Annotated in this window: 13 protein-coding genes and 1 pseudogene; 9 read left to right on the top strand and 5 right to left on the bottom strand. The window is 43.0% G+C overall.

Annotation, left to right across the window (positions count from 1 at the left end; all coding sequences use genetic code 11):
- Positions 1 to 73 precede the first annotated feature (73 nt).
- The 3 genes and pseudogenes from ftsY (at position 74) to ACT3IB_RS03960 (ending at position 4,577) form a co-directional block, all read left to right on the top strand.
- Positions 74 to 1,027 (top strand): signal recognition particle-docking protein FtsY, encoded by a 954-nt coding sequence (gene ftsY, locus ACT3IB_RS03970; RefSeq protein WP_491537733.1) that lies wholly within the window; start codon positions 74 to 76, stop codon positions 1,025 to 1,027.
- A gap of 27 nt (positions 1,028 to 1,054) precedes the next feature.
- A pseudogene (locus ACT3IB_RS03965) lies at positions 1,055 to 1,225 on the top strand (CHAT domain-containing protein); the annotation flags it as partial.
- A gap of 439 nt (positions 1,226 to 1,664) precedes the next feature.
- The gene (locus ACT3IB_RS03960; RefSeq protein WP_491537732.1) at positions 1,665 to 4,577 is read left to right on the top strand and encodes a CHAT domain-containing protein; all 2,913 of its coding nucleotides are present in this window, start codon (positions 1,665 to 1,667) and stop codon (positions 4,575 to 4,577) included.
- A 69-nt stretch (positions 4,578 to 4,646) separates the two neighbouring features.
- On the opposite strand, the gene ACT3IB_RS03955 is transcribed toward ACT3IB_RS03960, so the two are convergent.
- Together ACT3IB_RS03955 and ACT3IB_RS03950 are read right to left on the bottom strand one after the other, a co-directional pair.
- The gene (locus ACT3IB_RS03955; RefSeq protein ID WP_491537731.1) at positions 4,647 to 6,359 is read right to left on the bottom strand and encodes a M28 family peptidase; all 1,713 of its coding nucleotides are present in this window, start codon (positions 6,357 to 6,359) and stop codon (positions 4,647 to 4,649) included.
- A 19-nt stretch (positions 6,360 to 6,378) separates the two neighbouring features.
- On the bottom strand, positions 6,379 to 7,137 hold the full coding sequence (locus ACT3IB_RS03950) for a segregation and condensation protein A (protein ID WP_491537730.1): 759 nt from the start codon (positions 7,135 to 7,137) through the stop codon (positions 6,379 to 6,381).
- Between the two features lie 151 nt (positions 7,138 to 7,288).
- Between ACT3IB_RS03950 and ACT3IB_RS03945 the strand changes: the two genes are divergently transcribed.
- The 5 genes from ACT3IB_RS03945 to metK all read left to right on the top strand — a co-directional run bounded on the left by ACT3IB_RS03945 (position 7,289) and on the right by metK (position 13,818).
- Complete coding sequence (locus ACT3IB_RS03945) at positions 7,289 to 7,834, top strand: RNA polymerase sigma factor (protein ID WP_491537729.1); 546 nt, start codon at positions 7,289 to 7,291, stop codon at positions 7,832 to 7,834.
- A 103-nt stretch (positions 7,835 to 7,937) separates the two neighbouring features.
- On the top strand, positions 7,938 to 8,756 hold the full coding sequence (locus ACT3IB_RS03940; RefSeq protein ID WP_491537728.1) for a tetratricopeptide repeat protein: 819 nt from the start codon (positions 7,938 to 7,940) through the stop codon (positions 8,754 to 8,756).
- 72 nt (positions 8,757 to 8,828) lie between these two features.
- A complete protein-coding gene (gene ruvB / locus ACT3IB_RS03935) occupies positions 8,829 to 9,842 on the top strand; it encodes a Holliday junction branch migration DNA helicase RuvB (RefSeq protein ID WP_491537727.1) in 1,014 nt (337 codons plus the stop codon).
- A gap of 156 nt (positions 9,843 to 9,998) precedes the next feature.
- Positions 9,999 to 12,509: a fasciclin domain-containing protein gene (locus tag ACT3IB_RS03930; protein ID WP_491537726.1), complete on the top strand. Its 2,511-nt coding sequence runs from the start codon at positions 9,999 to 10,001 to the stop codon at positions 12,507 to 12,509.
- A gap of 160 nt (positions 12,510 to 12,669) precedes the next feature.
- Positions 12,670 to 13,818: a methionine adenosyltransferase gene (metK, locus tag ACT3IB_RS03925; RefSeq protein WP_491537725.1), complete on the top strand. Its 1,149-nt coding sequence runs from the start codon at positions 12,670 to 12,672 to the stop codon at positions 13,816 to 13,818.
- A 92-nt stretch (positions 13,819 to 13,910) separates the two neighbouring features.
- Here the strand turns inward: metK and ACT3IB_RS03920 are convergent, their stop codons facing one another.
- The 3 genes from ACT3IB_RS03920 to ACT3IB_RS03910 form a co-directional block, all read right to left on the bottom strand.
- On the bottom strand, positions 13,911 to 14,594 hold the full coding sequence (locus ACT3IB_RS03920; RefSeq protein WP_491537724.1) for a DUF748 domain-containing protein: 684 nt from the start codon (positions 14,592 to 14,594) through the stop codon (positions 13,911 to 13,913).
- 131 nt (positions 14,595 to 14,725) lie between these two features.
- A complete protein-coding gene (locus tag ACT3IB_RS03915; protein ID WP_491537723.1) occupies positions 14,726 to 17,338 on the bottom strand; it encodes a M14 family zinc carboxypeptidase in 2,613 nt (870 codons plus the stop codon).
- Positions 17,339 to 17,495: 157 nt separating this feature from the next.
- Positions 17,496 to 18,635, bottom strand: coding sequence for a baeRF7 domain-containing protein (locus ACT3IB_RS03910; RefSeq protein WP_491537722.1), 1,140 nt, complete (start codon positions 18,633 to 18,635; stop codon positions 17,496 to 17,498).
- A 150-nt stretch (positions 18,636 to 18,785) separates the two neighbouring features.
- On the opposite strand from ACT3IB_RS03910, the gene ACT3IB_RS03905 reads away from it, so the two are divergent.
- Positions 18,786 to 19,970, top strand: coding sequence for an RtcB family protein (locus ACT3IB_RS03905; protein WP_491537721.1), 1,185 nt, complete (start codon positions 18,786 to 18,788; stop codon positions 19,968 to 19,970).
- Positions 19,971 to 20,042: the final 72 nt, after the last annotated feature.

Below are 20,042 nucleotides of genomic sequence, written 5' to 3'. Positions count from 1 at the left end.
TCTGCTCAATTTAATTTTTAGATCCTGAAACTATTTTGGGATGACATTTTAGTTTTTAAATACGAAGCATACTATGGGTTTTTTAGAAAAAATTGGTCTCAAGAAAAAGGAGAAAGTCGAGAAAGGGGTTGAAAAAAGCCGCTCCGGCATCATGAAAAAAATCGGCAAGGCCATTGCCGGCAAAGATACCGTTGATGCTGCCGTACTCGACGAGCTGGAAGAGATCTTAATAACTTCTGACGTTGGCGTTTCAACCACACTCGAAATTATTGATCGGATTGAGGCTCGTGTTGCTCAAGACAAATACCTCAACAGTGAAGAGCTTCAACGTATTCTGCGAGAAGAAATCATTGGACTTCTCAAAGATCATTCAGCTGACAAACCTGCTGAATTCGATGCCGAATTTCCTCAAAAGCCTCACATTGTGATGGTTGTTGGTGTAAATGGCGTTGGGAAAACGACTTCCATCGGAAAACTAGCCCATCTTTATAAAAAAGCCGGCAAAAAAGTAATGCTGGGTGCTGCAGATACCTTTCGGGCTGCAGCTGTTGATCAACTTAAAATATGGAGTGAACGCGCCGGCGTTCCCATCATTCAACAGGGACAAAATGCCGATCCCGCTGCCGTCGCATACGATACGGTTGAATCTGCCAAGGCGAAAGATGCCGATATTGCTTTGGTGGATACCGCTGGGCGGCTGCACAACAAAAAGTCGCTGATGAATGAGCTGGCAAAAATAAAACGCGTTATGGGTAAAGTGGTTGAAGGAGCTCCCCACGAGGTATTGCTAGTCCTTGATGCATCCACCGGACAAAATGCGATGCAGCAAGCCAAAGCTTTTACCGATTTTGTTGATATTACCGGCCTTGTGCTCACCAAGCTGGATGGTACGGCCAAAGGTGGTATCGTTATTGGCATTTCCAATGAACTGGATGTGCCCGTAAAATATATTGGTGTTGGCGAAGAGATCGAAGACCTCCAGGTATTTGATCGAGAGCTGTTTGTTAATTCTATGTTTAAGGACTAATACCCACCTTTATTAGCTGACCTCACTACTCTTAGTGCCTGCAACACCGGCAATGGTAAGCTTAAAAAGAAGAGGGGGATCGTTGGGCTCTACAGTATCTTCTTATATGCTGAATCCCAATATTTATTGGTCTCTCTTTGGAGAGTAAATGACCGATTTACAGTACTATGCATGCGAACCTTTTTATGTTATCCATAATGGTGGTGTGACTACGTCGTAAGCCCTACAAAAAGCTAAACAAGATCTGATACAGCAAGCCAAGTATACTCACTCAAAATAGTGGACTCCGTTTATTTTTATCGGCCAATAAAAAGCCATGCCTAAATATTGACATGGCTCAATTAACATTGATCATCCAGAACCTATCCATCTCCACCCGTATCATCATCTCCATCCGAGGTGTTATCTGACGGGTCTGGCGTGGCTAATGCAAACTCATTAAGTAAAATCTCTTTTTTGTAATCAAACATAGTGATCTCCTGATTTATTAAAATTAGACAGTACTCTTAATGCAGTACTGAATAAAAATATTCTATAAATTGCCGCAAAACCCAAACTTTTTACCTTTTGCCAGATTCTGTGTATATATTCAGGCGTTTACGGCAAGCTATTAAACTGTTCACATAATTAAAATTGCATGAAGCGGCTGATCATCTCTTTAGGATTCCTGTTGCTTTTGCCCTTATCAGGATGGGGGCAAAGTATACAGCTGGCCGACTCATTATTTAAAATGGGACAGGAATACGATGAAAAAGGCAACATGGCAGAGTCGGAATTCTACTATCGTGAAGCATACAACTTATATCGCGAATTTCAGGATACCGCTTCTTGGCTTAAGGCCGGAAAAGAGTATGCCAGTGCCATGGTCTATCGTTCCAAAAACGAAGAGGCCATGCAGCTCTATAAAATGCTTTTAAATATCGACCACCCAGCCAATGACACCTACAATCGCGGTGACCTTTACACCAGTATGGGATGGTCATCTAATAGAATGGGAAAAACAGATCAAGCCAAAGAATACTACAACAAAGCCCTGCCGCTTGCTCAAAAGTCTGGCGACAGTCTGCTAATAGGCACAATATATAATAATCTCGGTAGTGTCTATATGAGAAAGGGAAATAATTCTACCTCCCTCGACTACTACCAAAGAGCACTAAACTATTATAGTAATAAACGATATCGAGCCGTAACCCTATCAAATATTGGAGGTATATATTCAGAGCTGAACTTATACAATAAGGCCTTGGAATACTTCAACCGAAGTCTGAAAATTCGCCAGGAAATTGGCAGTGTACACTTATTAGCAAATATTTTTAACAGAATTGGTCTGGTGCAAAGTAACCTTGCTAATTATGATCAGGCATTGGTGTCATATAAACAAGCGTTGGATAATAGCCGACAGGCATCAACTCCCAAATTAACGGCAACCATTCTTAATAACGTGGGACTGCTTTACAAGAAGCTAAGTTTATATGATAAAGCCATTGACTATTACGAGCAGAGCCTGGCAATGAAAAAGGAAGTCTCAGGTCCGAGTGATATTGCCACAACGACCAATAATATTGGTCAACTGTATTGGGACAAAGGCGACAAAGAAGAGGCAGCCAACTACTATCACAAAGCACTTAAACTGCGGGAACAAGTTGGCAATCCGTACGATATTGCCTCCTCGCTGAATTCTATGCTCCGACTCACCATTGGTCAAGAAAATTTCGAGCAGGCTACCGCCTACGCTAACCGGTTAAAAGCAATGGGCGATTCTACCGACAGTTATGATATGCTGCAAAAAGCCTCTTCTTTTTTAGGACGGATTGACGAAGCACAAAATAAAGACGAGCAAGCCCTCAAGCACTTCAAAAAAGCCCACAGTTACAGTGAGTATCTGTCGTCTCGCCGCCAGCTTGCGCCCATTAAAGACCTTGCCCGTCAATATCACAAGCTTAACTCCGACAGCGCCATTACCTACGGACAAAAAGCCATTGATATTATAGAGTCACAACGGTCCAATGCTGGGGCACTTTCTGATCTCAAGGCGGGGTATTTTGGCAGGCATTCCGATTTCTATACCGAGGTGGCATCTTGGGTGCTAACCTATACGTCAGACCTTTCCCGGGCGTTCAAGTTGGTAGAACAGGCCAAGGCACGAGCACTAAGTGATGAACTGGCGAAAGCTTCTCAAAATATTGAGCAACACCTACCAGAAAAGGTACGGCTTAAACGCAACCAGAAAAGAAATCGAATTGAAGAACTTTATACACAATTTGAAAGTACAGCAGATGCTCAAAAACGTAAAAAGCTGCAAAAACAAATACGGAATGCCGAACTCGAGTATGCTTCCTACGAAAACAAGTTGCAGGATAAACACACCGAATTAAAATCTCTTCGATCACCCGAGCCCATCAGCCTTCAGCAAGCTCAAAACAGTGTTGACGAGCAAACCGTCATCCTGGAATATGCCTTGGCCGGTAACGAATTATTGATTTTTATGATCAGCAGAAGTAACGTGAGGGTTGAAACAATGTCACTGTCTGGCGACAGCGAGGAACTTGCTACTCAGCTTACTACAATGGTGACTGACTTTAAGGATGCCATTCTTTCAAACGCTTCCCGTACACGGTTGCGATCAGAATCCACTGCATTGTATAATTTTCTTTTGAAGCCTTTTGAAGATGAGCTTGTCAACTATTCAAACCTGACTATTGTCCCTGACGGCGCTCTCGCTTATTTACCATTTGAGGCTATCTCACAAGGTGACCAGTACCTGATAGAAAACTTCCACATAAAATATGCCCCTTCTCTTACCAGCCTTACACTATTAAAAGGCCCTGAAAACTTAAGCCGACAAGATTTACTTGCAGTCGCAGGGTCCAACTTTATCCGCAACAATGAACGCGGTTTAGAACGGAGTAGTCTTAGCAATTTGCCGTCTACCCTTATTGAGGTTGATTCCATTGCAACACATTTTCAAAACGCCTCTGTTCTAAAAGATGAAGAGGTATCGGAAGAAGCACTAAAACATTTACTGCGTCAAAATAACTACCAATACGTGCATTTGGCAACACATGGTATTATTGATGAAAACAAACCCAATCGAAGTGGATTAGCCCTTTCTACTAAAAGTAAACTATCGGCTTCATCCACCGAAGATGGCATGCTTCGGAGCTCCGAAATTTTCGGGATGAATATTAATTCCGATATGGTCGTTCTCAGTGCCTGTAACACGGGGCTGGGTAAAATGGTGGATGGTGAAGGCATGTTGGGCATGCAGCGATCTTTTTTCTATGCCGGAACATCAACGGTTGTGGTAAGCCTGTGGAATGTATACGACCGTTCAACGGCATCATTTATGAACGAATTTTATAAGTCACTTCTTCAACAAGATATAAGCAGAGGATGGATTGATAGTGCCCTGCGCTGGATTGGATGGGAACAATCAATTCCTTTTGGAGCCAGGGCTACTGCAATGCGCGAAGCTAAATTAAAGATGATAAAACATCCCCTTTTTAATCATCCTGTCTACTGGGCGCCTTTTATTGTGGTTGGCCGGTAGATAAAGTTGTTTAGGTGATTAACGATTTTAATCTTGCCGGATTCTTGCCCTTACCTTTTTTCGTCTTTCCTAATTATCGTTCTTCGTAATCTCTATAAACTGTTGATTATCAACAGCAGGAGGATTTTCGGTATTGGCAATCATCACGGTTGTTGCATACATCGTACGTAGAATACTTGCCATTTTTTCGAAGCGGATTTTATGCACTTCATCCGATGGGCGATGATAATCTTCATGAACTCCCGTAAAGAAAAAGGCAAAAGGGACCTGCTTCCGGCCAAAATGCCAGTGATCGCTTCGGCGATAAAACTGCTGGGGATCGTTCAGGTCGTTGTATCTTTTATTAAGCTTTATCTGCCCCGATTCCTCATTGGCAACTTTGATAAGGCTGTCCAGATCCGAAGAAATCAGTTCTGCGCCAATAATATAGGCATACTCTTCAATACCCTCGCTTTTATGCGTAGAATCAATCCGGCCAATCATGTCGGTGTTTAAATTTGCGACCGTTTTTTCCATGGGAAATACCGGGTGATCAGAATAATAGCGCGAGCCAAGCAATCCTTTCTCCTCGGCAGAAACATTTAAAAACAAAATAGATCGCTTGGTTTTTATGCCATGCTTGGCAGCTTCAGTAAATGCTTTGGCAATATTCAAAAGCCCTATCGTTCCGCTACCATCATCGTCAGCACCGTTGTAAATACGATCACCGGTAGAATCCGGCTCTCTGATACCCACATGATCATAATGGGACGTCAGTACTACCACTTCATCTTTTAGTTCAGGATCAGCTCCTTCATATAAGGCTAAAACATTTTGGGAGTGTATTGTTTCCCTGGATGAATAAGGAATTTGCCTCAACTCATAGTCCAACTCTTTGGGCTGGAATTCGGTAATACTATTCATCAACTTTTGACGATAAGCTGAAAGCTCATCTACAGAACTTATCCCTAATAGCTTAGTAGCTAATTCAGGATTTACAACATTGTATCCACCGCTAAACCCACTCGAAGCGCCTTCGTTATTATCTCGATAAGCCAAACTCATGCGACCCAATTGCCCAAAACCGCCCTGCATATTTTGAGCAACGCCTTCAAAATCTTGAGGTTCGTTGGCCGGTATCATTAAAATACCCGTAGCCCCCTGACGCATAATCATCTGAAATCGGGCGCGGGCATCCAACTTCGGATTAATGAGCGTATCCCCATCTACTACATTTGGTGTATTCTGAAATACCATGACCCACTTATTTTTTAGATCCACACCCTCTAAATGAGACAGGTTGTTTTCCCGATCATTTACGCCAAAGCCCGCAAAAACGATCTGCCCTTTAAGCGTATCAGTCCCGCCAAAAAGTCGGGCAAAGTTTGCTGTTTGATTACTGCTGGCTACCGATCGATCTATTCGTTCTTTTGAAGAGCCATGTTTTTGATACAACTCAAAAACAATGCTGTCGCTTTTTGATGCATTGAGCCCAAAGTGCTGAAAGTAACTGCCGTTATCGCCAGCCGGGACTAACCCCAACTGCTCATATTCTTCAGCAAGAAAATCAGCGGCCATTTTTTCGCCAGGGGTGCCCGTTTCTCGTCCCTTCATAGAGTCATGGGCAAATGCCGTTAGATGGGGCTTCAAATAAGCTGTCGATATCTCATTCTGGAAACGCAATAACTGCTCGGTATCGGTAACAGGTTGCGAGGATTGTTTCTGGCTTGACGGCTCAGATCCTGCACAACCAACAGTAAATATTAATAATGCAACAAGAAATGATTGCAAATGCATCTTCATAAGTAACGCTATTAATTTTTTATTTCTGATTCGTTTCGGGAGCGCCGATAATCTCATCCACGGGCTTTAAATCCAGATAAAAAGCCGTTGGGTCATCATCTTCGACATATAAATTGATCTGCCGCTCTTTCAGCATCTCTAAAATTGCTAAAAAGGTGACGACTATCTTTGTCAAGTTTTTAAGTTCATCACACATTGTGTTAAAAGAAGTACGCCCGTTTTGTTGCAGGCGATCCAATACATACTCACTCTGCTCTTCAATGCTATATTCTATCTTTTCAACATGGTGCACACTTTCCTGTTTTTTGATATCAGCCAATACCTTCTTAAAAGCCGCCATCAAATCAAACATTGTAACATCCTTAAGGGCTTCCCCGCTGGCCTGCTTATCCACTTGGTCAGCCTGAGTATATCCGCGAAAGTATGATTTCTGAGCTTCATCGGCAATATTTTCCATCTTCCCGGCCATCTCTTTATAGCGTTTATATTCGAGCAGACGCTGCACCAATTCGTATCGGGGATCCTGCTCATCAAGCTCTTCATCCGATTCTTCTTGGGGTAGCATCATCTTGGCCTTAATCGACATCAGCATGCTGGCCATTAAGATAAATTCACTGGCAACATCTAAATCCAGCTCTTCCATCAAATTGATATACTCCAGGAACTGATTAGTAATGTATGAGATGGGAATATCGTAGATATCAAGCTCATCACGCTTTATAAAAAAAAGAAGGAGATCAAGCGGACCTTCAAAATTTTTAAGTTGAACTCGATACATTAACCACCGTTCGTATTTAGGCTTCTACGTAATTCTAATGGGATAAAAAGGAATTATTTATAGCTTTTCTACTCAAAGTTAATGTAACTGTTGTTTATTGCCTAACTTTTTATAGTTTTTATATCAACATTGGCTTTTTGAATTATAGACTATGGACTACGCGAATTTAGTATCAGCCGTACAAGAGAACAACACTCAAGAGGCAAATAAAATCATCGAGGCGCTCCGCCCAAGGCTAATAGCATTTCTTCGCATTCACATGAATGCAAGCCGGTCTGATGCTGAAGACTGTGCACAGGACTCTCTTCTCACCTCGCTCGAAGTGATTAAAGAGGACCGAGTGAATAATCCAGACCAAGTGGTTTCTTATATATTATCTATATGCAGAAATAACTACCTTAAAATGCAGAAGAAAAAACGGCCTGAGGCTACAGATGAAATCCCCGATGTTCACCAACAGGCCCCAACCCAACTGCAAGCATTGCTGGATGAAGAGCAAGAACGCCTGCTTGAGTGGTGTTTAAATCAGCTTAAAGAGAAATATCAGGAATTTATGCAGTATTTGTTTGATCATCCAGACTCACATGCCAAAAAAGTGGCGCAACATTTTGATATCAGCGTTAACAACGTTTGGACAAGAAAACACCGGCTAATTCAAAAACTTAACGACTGTTATCAGGAAAAAAGTAAATTATAATGTAAGGATTGGGTTTCTCAAAGGTCTTACCTACAGACCTTGATATATCAAGATGGTTTAACACTATTTAAAGCATATAATTAAACATTAGAGAATGAACAAAATGTCAAGAGACATAGAACTGGAACAGAAAATTGATGCCTATGTTAAGGGCAAGCTGACCGAGGAGGAAGCCCAAGAGCTATGGGAAAAGCTTCTCCGGCGCCCCGACTATATCGAGCTTTTAAAGACCGAGTTGGGTGTTAAATCTATTCTCGAAAAACGTTCTTCTAACAAGAATTCTACCTCTGCTGAAGAAAGCAGCATTATTTATTCAATTCAGCATTCCTGGAAATGGATGGCGGCCGCTGCTGCAGTTGCACTATTGGTAGTTTCAATCAACTTTTTTCAGCTCGATACGAATAAATCATTACAGAGTGAAATACCCGGTGAATTTAACTTAGCTGAAAACCTTTCTTCTGCGGAGGTTTTGCGTAGCCAGAAAACAGAAACGCTACCAGCAGATTCACTGCTCAACCAGGGATTTGAAGCTGCACTTTCCGGCAATATTTCAAAAGCTATTGCTGCCTATAATAAGATAATTAGTAAATACGGCGATGAATCCGCTGCTACAAAAGCCTATTTAAATAAAGGTATCATACAGTACAATAACGGTGGTTTCGGAGAATCAATCGAATCGTTTAAGGCGGTTATTAACAGAGACACTAACAGAGATGTCTTAGAAGAAAAAGCCTATTGGTATATGGGGAATGCCTACATCAATATTGAACAGCTGCAAAAAGCACGGGAAGCTATTCATAAAGTTTATTCGATGGATGGTATTTACCGTAAACCATCTTTCAGGCTATTGAAAAAACTAGACTACAAATTGGGAAATGTTGATTTTGACAACTTTGAAGAGCAGATAAAGGGTGGCGAATAAGCCTTCGAAACTTTGCAAATAATGAGTTAATTTACTTGCCGTAAAAGTTGGTTAATTCATTTCACATTTATTTTGCAAAACCCACTGCTAGACGCTTCTGATAATGACCAAGAGTTCGAACGCACGCTGCGACCCACTCGCATAAGCGAGTTTATCGGACAAAAAAAGGTTATTCAAAACCTCTCGGTTTTTATTAAAGCGGCACAAAAACGTGATGAGGCTTTAGATCACGTCATCCTTTCGGGACCTCCCGGCCTGGGAAAAACGACCTTAGCCCATATCATTGCAAATGAAATGGGGGTTCAAATTAAGCCTACTACGGGGCCTGTTCTTGAAAAGCCCGGTGACCTTGCCGGCATGCTTACCAATCTCGAAGAAGGTGATGTCCTTTTCATTGATGAAATTCATCGCCTTAATCCCGTTGTAGAGGAGTACCTGTATTCGGCCATGGAAGATTACCAGTTGGATATCGTAATCGATTCGGGCCCAAATGCACGCAGCATTCAAATTGAACTCAACCGCTTTACACTGGTGGGGGCAACTACGCGAAAAGGATTACTTACGGCACCGCTGCGTGCTCGCTTTGGTATCGATATGAGGCTTGATTATTACGATGTGGAGCTTCTACAGCGCATTGCATTACGGACAGCCAGCATTTTGGACATGGGCATTACTGAAACCGGAGCACACGAAATTGCGCGACGTAGCCGGGGAACTCCTCGAATTGTCAACAAACTATTGCGGCGCACCCGTGATTTTGCCCAAGTAAAAGATATGGATACCATTAACGATGAAATTGCCGACACGGCTCTAAATGCTCTGGATGTTGACGAGAATGGGCTTGATGAAATGGATATTCGCATCTTAAAAGCTATTATCGAAAATTACGAGGGAGGACCTGTGGGCTTGGGCACTCTTGGGGTCGCCGTAGGTGAAGATAAAGGTACTATTGAAGAGGTTTACGAACCCTACCTAATCAAGGAAGGATTTCTACAACGAACGCCAAAGGGGCGAATCGCAACCCGCCAGGCGTTTGAGTATTTAGGTGTAAATCCCGACAAAAAAGATGGGGATTTATTTAATTAGGCACACCCAAAAAACCATTTATAACATTACTGATTTTCTCTTCGTTCATTTAATATTTTAAATCATAAAATTTTAAATATTTAATATTTTTGGGAATTATTTTCTTCTGATATGTGATTATCAACTAACACAACTTTTAACTAATCACATATTACGATGGAAACAACAACTCACAATCCCTACATAAAACTTAGGACATTTTTGTTCAATAGTTTTATTGCCGCCCTGTTGGTTTTTACGCTGCAGGCATGTGGCGACGATGATGATGGGCCTACCACACCAGGTAGTGACCAAACCATTTCAGAAATCGCTCAATCTAATGATAATTTCAGCGATCTGGTATCCGCTCTTGAAAGTGCTGGACTCGTTTCGACCCTTCAAGGCGATGGACCATTTACGGTCTTTGCCCCTACTAACGACGCTTTTGCTAATTTGGGGGTAGATGTAAGCAGTCTGACGACCGAGCAGCTGTCTGAAATACTCAGCTATCACGTTCTTGGTCAAAGAGCTACCACAGCCGATATTAACGGGCAATTTTCCGTTACTGCGTTAGCAGGCGGAGATCTATTTATTTCAACAGCCAGTGGTGATGTTGTCGTTAATGGCAATGCTACTGTTACTGATGCTGATATTATAGCCTCTAACGGTGTAATCCACGCCATTGACAATGTCTTACTTCCGGACTCATATCTCAACGTTGTAGGTCTGGTTTCTAAGCGCTACAACTTACAATCACTAGAAGATGCTTTAGTTGGTGCCGGATTGGCTAGCATTCTACAGGATGAGGAAGCAAGCTATACTGTGTTTGCTCCTTCAAATGCTGCATTCAGCAACGTCGATCTATCAGGATTGTCAGAGCAAGAAATTCAGGATATTTTAACATACCACGTTCTTCCAAATGAAGTTCTTTCCGGAGATCTTCAGCCAGCACAGGTTGTAGAAACGGTTAATGGTACAGAGCTAACCATCGAGGCAGCTGATGGTACGGTAACACTTACCGATAATTCCGGCCAGACCTATGAAGTTACACAGGCCGATATTCAAGGTACTAATGGCGTTGTTCATATTATTGATGGCGTTCTGAATCCAAATCCGAATATTGTTGATGTTGCCTCTGATGCCGGCAACTTTACTACATTGGTTGGTGCACTTGGACAAACTGGACTAGATGAAGCCCTTCAGGGACCTGGTCCATTTACCGTATTTGCGCCTAATGACAACGCATTCTCAAATGTAAACATTGGTAACTTTACAAACGAAGAAATTGCTGAAATTCTACAGTATCACGTTGTATCAGGTAATATTCAGTCTACCGATCTGATGGCCGAGCAATCTGTCGAAGCACTGGCAGGCGGAAACCTCTTTATTGAATCCGACGGTGGAGTCTCCGTCAATGGAAGTGCCTCTGTAGTAACAGCAGACATCGGCGCATCAAATGGTACTATCCACGAGGTTGATCAAGTTCTATTACCAGACAGCTACCTAAGCGTTGTAGGTATCGTATCCAAGCGATATAACCTGCAGTCACTGGAGGATGCTGTAGTAAGTGAAGGATTAGCTTCCACATTAGAAGGAAACGGACCATTCACGGTATTTGCCCCGACTAATGAGGCATTTGCCAACAAAGATTTATCCGGACTTAACATTGCTGATGTTCTCCAATATCATGTGATTTCCGGTGAAGTTCTTTCAGGAGATTTACAACCGTCACAAACGGTAACAACCCTTCAAGGGGAAGAACTCTTGATTGAAGTTTCCGACGGAACGGTTACCATTACAGATAACACCGGACAAATGTACCAGGTTACTCAAGCAGACTTGCAAGGTACCAACGGGGTTGTTCATGTTATTGATGGGGTGCTCGATCCAAGTCCAAACATTGTTGACGTAGCCGTTGCAGACGGTAACTTTACAACATTGGTAGATGCTCTTGGGCAAACCGGATTAGACGAGGCCCTGCAAGGAGCCGGTCCGTTCACCGTATTTGCTCCCACAGACAATGCCTTCTCTGGTGTTGATCTGAGTGGCCTTACCAATGAGCAGCTTGCTGAGATCTTACAATATCATGTGCTTTCCGGAGACATTCTGTCTACCGATTTAATGGCTGAACAAGCCGTAGGAGCATTGGCCGGCGGTGAGCTCTTTATTGAAGCTAACGGAGGAGTAACAGTGAATGATAATGCAAGCGTTGTAGCCGCTGACGTGGATGCCTCAAACGGAACTATCCACGCAATCGACCAGGTATTACTACCTGATACTTATCTAGACGTGGTAGGTGTGGTATCCAAACGATACAACCTGCAAGCACTTGAAGACGCTGTCGGTGCCGCAGGATTGGCCGGCACCTTACAAGATGATCAGGCAAGCTACACGGTATTTGCACCTACAAACGCTGCCTTCGATGCTGTTGATACGAGCGGGCTAACACAGCAGGAATTGGCAGATATCTTAACATACCATGTGCTTCCCTCAGAAGTGCTTTCCGGTGATATTTCTTCCGGAACAGTTACTACCGTTAACGGTGCTGATTTAGAAATCACGGTCAACAATGACGGTAGCGTTTCGCTTACCGACGGAGCAGGGAATACCTACAATGTTACGACCGTAGATCTGCAGGGAACAAATGGAGTCGTACATATTATTGACGGCGTATTGCTCCCAAGCTAAAACATAGCAGTTTTTTTACCCGCACAATCCCTGATAAAGCCGTACTCTGTAAAAGGAGTGCGGCTTTTTCTTTTGATAGATCATTCTGCATAATTATACAGATTTTTGTAGCTTCAAGGCTTCTTAAATAATCACTATTTACACGAACTTTTTTACTCAAATGAAAAACCTTTTCACTTCCGAATCTGTATCAGAAGGTCACCCCGATAAAGTCGCTGATCAAATCTCTGACTCTATCCTCGATGCCATGCTCGAACAGGATCCCGATTCACGGGTTGCCGTCGAGACATTGGTAACAACGGGACTTGCCGTTATCTCGGGCGAAGTTACAACCGACGCCTATGTTGATGTACAAGAGATAACGCGTGATGTCATCAGAAATATCGGCTACACCAAAAATTCGTATCGCTTTGATTCGGAATCGTGTGGCGTTTTGACAACGATCCACCAACAGAGTCCGGATATTGCGCAAGGCGTTGATGAAGGAAAGGATAAAAAAATGGGGGCCGGCGACCAGGGCATGATGTTTGGCTATGCCACGGATGAAACCGATACCTACATGCCCATGACGCTGCAATACTCCCATGATTTGCTGCGCGAGTTGGCGCACATTCGTAAAGAAACAGCCCTGCTACCCTATCTTGCTCCCGACAGCAAGAGTCAGGTTACGGTAGAATATGATGAGGAAGGAAATCCCAAAAGAGTGGATACTATTGTTATTTCTACCCAGCACGATGAGGGCATTGATCAAGTAAAAATAAAAGAGGATCTAAAAAAGCACCTTATCCCGGAAGTGATCTCCGAAAAGCTGATGGATGCAGAAACCATTCTGCACGTAAATCCCACCGGAAAGTTTGTAATTGGTGGCCCTCACGGAGACACCGGTCTTACGGGCCGGAAAATTATTGTTGATACTTACGGCGGACGTGGTGCTCACGGTGGCGGTGCTTTTTCAGGAAAAGATCCATCCAAAGTAGATCGGAGTGCGGCCTATGCTTCACGACATATTGCTAAGAATGTTGTTGCCGCTGATCTTGCTGAAGAATGTCTAATCCAGCTTGCTTATGCTATCGGTATCCCCGAGCCTGTTTCCGTTAATGTAAATACCTATGGAACCGGGAAAGTAAAAGACGCTGAATTGGCACAAGCAATTAAACAGACTTTTGATCTGACACCGGCGGGTATTATTAGTCGTTTCGATCTAAAACGACCTATTTATTCAAAGACTGCCGCATATGGCCACTTTGGACGCAGCGAATTTCCCTGGGAAAAGTTGGACTATACCGACAAGCTAACAAACGCCCTGTAAGTATCCATCTCCCTATAAGGTATTCATAAAAAAAGAGACATCTCTAAATGGGATGTCTCTTTTTTCTTTTGGGTAAGAATAATGGATGCCTGCTAGCCGTCAAGCATATCCTTCAGAGCATTTTTAGCTTTATCCATTAAACCTTGGGTAGCTGCTTCTTGCAACGCCTTTTCCAAAATTGGCTTAAGTATCTGTTGTATAGTCTCCTCCATGGCATTACTACCGCTACGTCCAATCCCTTCAAGCTCAATTTTCGAAAATTCCGCCATCACCGATTTCTTACTTCCAATATCAGCGGTTAAGGTAACCTGCCCATTTTCTACCAGCAGGTAATCAACTATTAGATTTGTATCCGAAGAAGATGCCCCCCCCATGCTACCGGTAAGCGCATCAAAGTTATTACCCGTTGCTTTTTGCTCATAATAAAGCTCCGGTTTTTGAATTCGAACTTCATCAACAATAACGGTATCCGATAGGAGGGATGACACCTTCATCTTAATTGAAATTTCCTTCAACTTGACAGCATGCTTATCACTAAAGCCTTCCGGATTTTGAATTGTAAATCCCGTTATGGTTCCGGCTCCATTCAAAAGAGATATTGAAACATCTTCAACATCAACCGAGGTATTAAGTGCCTCAGCTGTAGTACTTTCCAGGCTCGATTGTACCATGCTGTCTATGCTCAATGAGAGGACTAGTCCCGTTATGGCACCAATTACAATAATGGCAAAAAGGACCTGAAAAACAGGTTTTAAATCTAATTTTGACTTAAACATACTCATACATTCCGACTCATATTTTGATTATTGGAATATAACAGGGTTCAATCAAAATATTTGAGAAAATAAAAAGGCATGGAAATCAGATTATTTCCATGCCTAAAGATGATAATGCGCTTTGGCTTTGGTTAATTGCCCGATCGCCCATCAATAGTATGACCAAAAAAGATGGCGTTCATGAACAGCTTGTTCGTACCAAACCAAAAACCCCTAAAATTGGGATTATCAGTCATCGAGATAACACGACCACTACCAACATCACTTACCACAACAGCCGCAGTTCCCGACAATTTTTCCAGATTTTCATCCGAAACATAGCCACTGGCCAACGGATCATCGGTATAATAAAGCGGTGTGGCGTAGGGGTTTTCGGCTTTCTTTACAAAGAGCGTGCTATTGCGAAAAACCGTTACATCTTCATCATTATAGCCATATCCCAAAGGATGGGTTAGATCAAGCTTGGTATCAAAGATTGTACCCCCAATATATTGAGCGCCGCGCGCTTTACTCATATCAGCATACGGCTTGGGAGTTACTTGCTGCTCTTCTTCAGACTCCTCCTCATCGATATACTCAATATTTGCCAAACCGTTTTGCTCAGCCCAGTTATTGGCATATTTTGTTGTAATGAGCGTTCCTCCTTCTTGAGTCCAACGCTTAATTTTTTCAGTGGCCCGATCAGTCAGATCATCATAGTTGCCATTTACCATTACCATTACATTATATCGATCCAGATCAGCTCGCTCGGTACGATCCATTGGTAAAAGGGTTGGAGGCATATCAAATCGCTGATCCAAGAGGTGCCATACCTCACCAACTTCATACGGGTTGGCCCCATCGCCGGAAAGTAAGGCAACACTTGGCTGTTCCAAACCTTCAAATGATCCACTGCCCAAATCTATTCCGCCGGGCGTTAATCCCGTTCCTACCGAATAAACCGTCAGGCCATCTTTTTTAGCAACCTCTTGAACAAGGTTATGAATTTTATCTCGCTCTACCGACTGCGGACCTAATGGCACCAAAATAGTCCCGTAATCAAATTTGTGGGTGCCATCTGCTGTAACACCCGTGAATGGTTTTGATGCTACCTTTGCAAGCACTCCAGCATCAAGCAAACGATTCAATGCTCGTGGCGAGTAGTATTCATCCCACTCAAATACATAAGCATAGTCACTTTCACCACCCAACACTTCACCTGTTGGAAATTCCGGCAATCCATCAACCTTATTGCCCAAGAGATTTTCATCGTAGTCGCGTCCCTCCAGTTCAGCGAAAGGCAGATTAAAAGCGTACGGCATGGTCCAGGTCGAGACATCGTAGAATAAACTATCTGAAAATGTAGTGCGGCGCTCAAATAACGCTTTTACAAAACGATATTGGTTTTGATCGGATGGAATTATATATGACGACCCACTTTTAAAAGTCTTCCCATCAACGGTGAGATCCCTGTTAAGATCATATAGATCTACTTTGTGGCGGCGCAGTAACTCAGCTAAATGATAGGTTCGGGCGTGGTCATCATCAGTGCCAAACACATAGCCCTCAATGTCAGCATCTTCGCCGGCACGTTTAGCTTCCATATAAAAATTACGCTGATAATTCAGGATCTCCTGTCGTAAATTCTGCGAAGCTTCCCAGGTAGAAAGTGAAGTTAAAAACTGATTCTTTATCGTAAACGGAAACTTTAGCACACCGTGTTCGCTTTCTTGTGCATGTCCGCGCGAGCTGGCTTGTTCAAACAGAATACCAATGCTTCCATTTACATCGGGATAGGTTGACCCTTTGCCATAATAGAAGTCATCAAAACTTTCCTGCGAATAATACAGTCGCTTGCTTTTATCCAAAATCTCAGCATGGTAATCAGCAATAGCTTTGGTCAGACTTTGGTTCTTCTCAGGCGTAATGGGATGAGTACGCGACTGTATTCCCGGCTGGAAAAAGAAGGTCGCGTTTGTACCCATCTCGTGATGATCGGTTAAAATATTGGGCTTCCACTTATGGAAATTGTTAATGCGTCCCTGACTTTCGGGATGCTGCACCAGCATCCAGTCGCGGTTTAAATCAAACCAGTAATGATTGGTACGGGCACTCGGCCAACGCTGGTTAAGCTCCATACTGTTGGGATCATCCACCAGGTTTTTGCTTTTGTGTGTGTTTGCCCAGCTTGCAAACCGATTTAATCCATCGGGGTTTAGGCTCGGATCCAATAAAATTACACTATTTTGTAGCTTTTCTTCGATTTCTTGCCCCTGAGCCGCGGCCAGATAATACGCTACCAGCATTGAGGCATTCGAACCACTTGATTCATCGCCATGAATGCTATATCCCATATATAGCACTATAGGCATTTCGGCTGTATTTAATTCATCAGACTTGGCCGGATTTGTAAGCGCAACATGCTCTTTTCGAATCTGATCAATATTATTATGATTGGAAGGGGAAGTAATGGTCAAATAAACCAGGTTCCTATCTTCGTAGGTTTCCCCAAATTTGTGCAGCGTTACCCGCTGGGATGCTCCGGCTACTGCCCGCATATATTGCAGCAGTTGGTCATGGCGGACGTGCCATTCTCCGGGGACCATACCCAGTATTTCTTGAGGCGTGGGGATCGACTCATCATATTCAACATCCTGTGGCAAATAATACTCCATAGAAGCTTCGGCATCAGCCGGATTTTGGGCCTGTACTCCGGTACCTACAAGTAAGACCAATAGCGAAACAACAAGTGTGCGTAATTTCATAATCTAATAGTTTTAATTAGCAAAAGCGGTTCGTGCCTAAGTGTAAAGGTTACAAATGAAAAATGTTTTAAAAAATAAAAGGCATCGACCGTAAAGCCGATGCCTTTTTAGATTGGTTACTTACAATGACCGGAAAACATCCGATCCTCACAAGGCGTTATGCATATCGAAAGATCGCTGCTATAGAAGATCCGTTGGGCATATCTTCTTTTTCGAGAGCATACACATTACCGCTTTGGATCAGCGTTTTGATAGCAGCCATATTTATTAAATCGTGCTCCCCGTTCTTGGGTTCTGCACTGTGATGTACCGTATCGCGTTCCATATCGAACCATCCCCAGCTATGCTCTCCAATCGGAACAAACAGCGACTCAACCTTTCCGTAGTAAGCTGCTTCCACAATTTGAGATAAATTATCGGATTGTTTCTCCGATCCCGACAGGTCACCGAATCGTTCGATATCTTCGTACATCCCTTTCAGGAAGTACGCTTTTATGACTTTCCAGCCCTCATCTTTTATTTCTTCGTTGCTTTTGGGATCAGCATTTCCAGAAACGGTCTGAACCAGCAGCCGGCTGTAATTATTAACCTTTTTATATTCAGCAATCGCCTCATTTACGCCTGCTAAAACCAGAGGATCATTTCGTTTACGAAGAATCGAAGTCACCTCATTTTCAACAGCTTTCAAGTAATTAATGACTTCCTCGGTATTGGTATCACGCGACCCGCCCTGGCCGTGAAAAATTGCCTGGGCATTTGCTCCCTGGCCGGCATGATGCTGAAGATTTGTCTCATTCACATCATACTTCAAAAACTCTTCCAGGCTTTCGGGTGCTTCTTCGAGCTCAATTTCCTCAACACTGGCCCGTGTACATTTTAGTAGTCGCATTTTCTTTTGACTTAGTGCCAAAATACAGAACGTCCCTTCCAACGTAATCATAGGCACCAGCGGAGTGATTAAGAAGTGATCGTCTACCATCACCCGCTCATTAAAAGCATGGGGAATTCGATAATATTCAAAATCATTATCACTGATAAATAATGCTAAGCCCTTATCATTATGTCGCCAAAATTTTGGGTTGTCCAGTAATTTTCTTGCATCATCCAGCAGCTCATCAATTTCCTTTTCTCTTACCTCTCTGTCTTTGAGTTGCTCAACAGCCTGTGTAAGCAAATTCTTTAAGCGGATAGGATCTTGCTGCACCTCTTCGCCCGTTTTGTGCGTGGGTAAATAAATAGATACACAATGCTTACTTTCTTCTTTAGCAAGGTCGAGGATGTTTTCACGCGTAATCATAAATACCTCCTAATAATGTTTTATTAACTACCAGCTTGTTTCTCTACAAACAGTTATTTGTAATTCAAGATTCAAATCAGCAAATCGTTTTAAGGCGATCCTGTTATTATTGTATAAGGAAGTATAACAAATAAAGCTATAGTTATTACAATGGTTTCTCAATTAAACGAAGAAAACTCCGTCTTTGGACAACCGGATGAAAATACGCTTGAGCAATATTATGATGTACTTATGCGGGCCAATCGTGGTGCCCTTATGGCAGATGCCCACGTGGGATATATTATGCCTATTGGTGGAGTGATGGCCTACCAAAATAAAGTTTCTCCCGTTGGTGTAGGTTTCGATATCGGCTGCGGCAACATGGCTGTAAAGCTGGATGAAACCACCGCTGACTTTGATACATCTGCTGCTTTGGACATCATAGAAGATCGTATTCAATTTGGATTGGGGAAACAAAATCCAGACGCTCCGGCCGATCATCCCATTTTTAATGCCCCTGAATGGGATGCATTCCCCAGCAAAAAGATAGCGTCCTCCCTTAAACAAACTGCCAGGGAGCAGCTCGGTACTGTTGGATCAGGCAATCACTATGTGGATCTGTTTCACGATGAAAATAATCATATCTGGATTGGTGTTCACTTTGGCAGTCGTGGCTTTGGCTACAAAACAGCCCAGGGATTTATGAATTTATCACAGGGTAAAGAGTGGAATGCCAATTTTGAACAGAAAGAGGTACTCCTTGATCTCGACACACCGTTGGGGCAAGACTACTTTGCCGCCATGAATCTTGCCGGTCGCTATGCCTATGCCGGACGCGAATGGGTCAGCTATACCCTGGCCGACGCTTTTAATGCTACTATTTTGGATGAAGTTCATAATAACCACAATTTTGCCTGGAGAGAAGTGCATGACGGAGAAGAACTGATTGTCGTCCGCAAAGGTGCTACACCGGCATTCCCCGGACAGCGCGGATTCGTTGGTGGTAGTATGGGTGACATATCGGTTATTCTTGAAGGAAGAGACTCAGAACAAAGTAAAAAAGCTCTCTATTCCACCATTCACGGGGCGGGACGATTGATGTCCCGTACACAAGCAAAAGGAAATTATCGAGGCCGAGATTTATCCCAGTCTGCCATAAAACCCGACATGATTTATGACCGTCTACAGAAACAAGGTGTGGAGCTGCGCGGGGGCGGGCTCGATGAGGCACCCCAGGTATACCGTCAGCTCAAAGATGTGCTGCATTATCATCAGAATACCATAACCATTCAGCATTACCTTAACCCTATTGGAGTAGTTATGGACGGGCCCGAGCAATTTAAACCAAATTCCTAATCGTTCTTTTTAGTTTCATTCCCAATTTTGTTATTGTTCTTTTTCAAAATTGTCAATTTTCTCAATCACAGG

Source organism: Fodinibius sp. GM21, from assembly GCF_058386955.1.
Note: the sequence above shows the minus strand (reverse complement) of the source record. Positions and strands in the feature narration are given on the sequence as shown.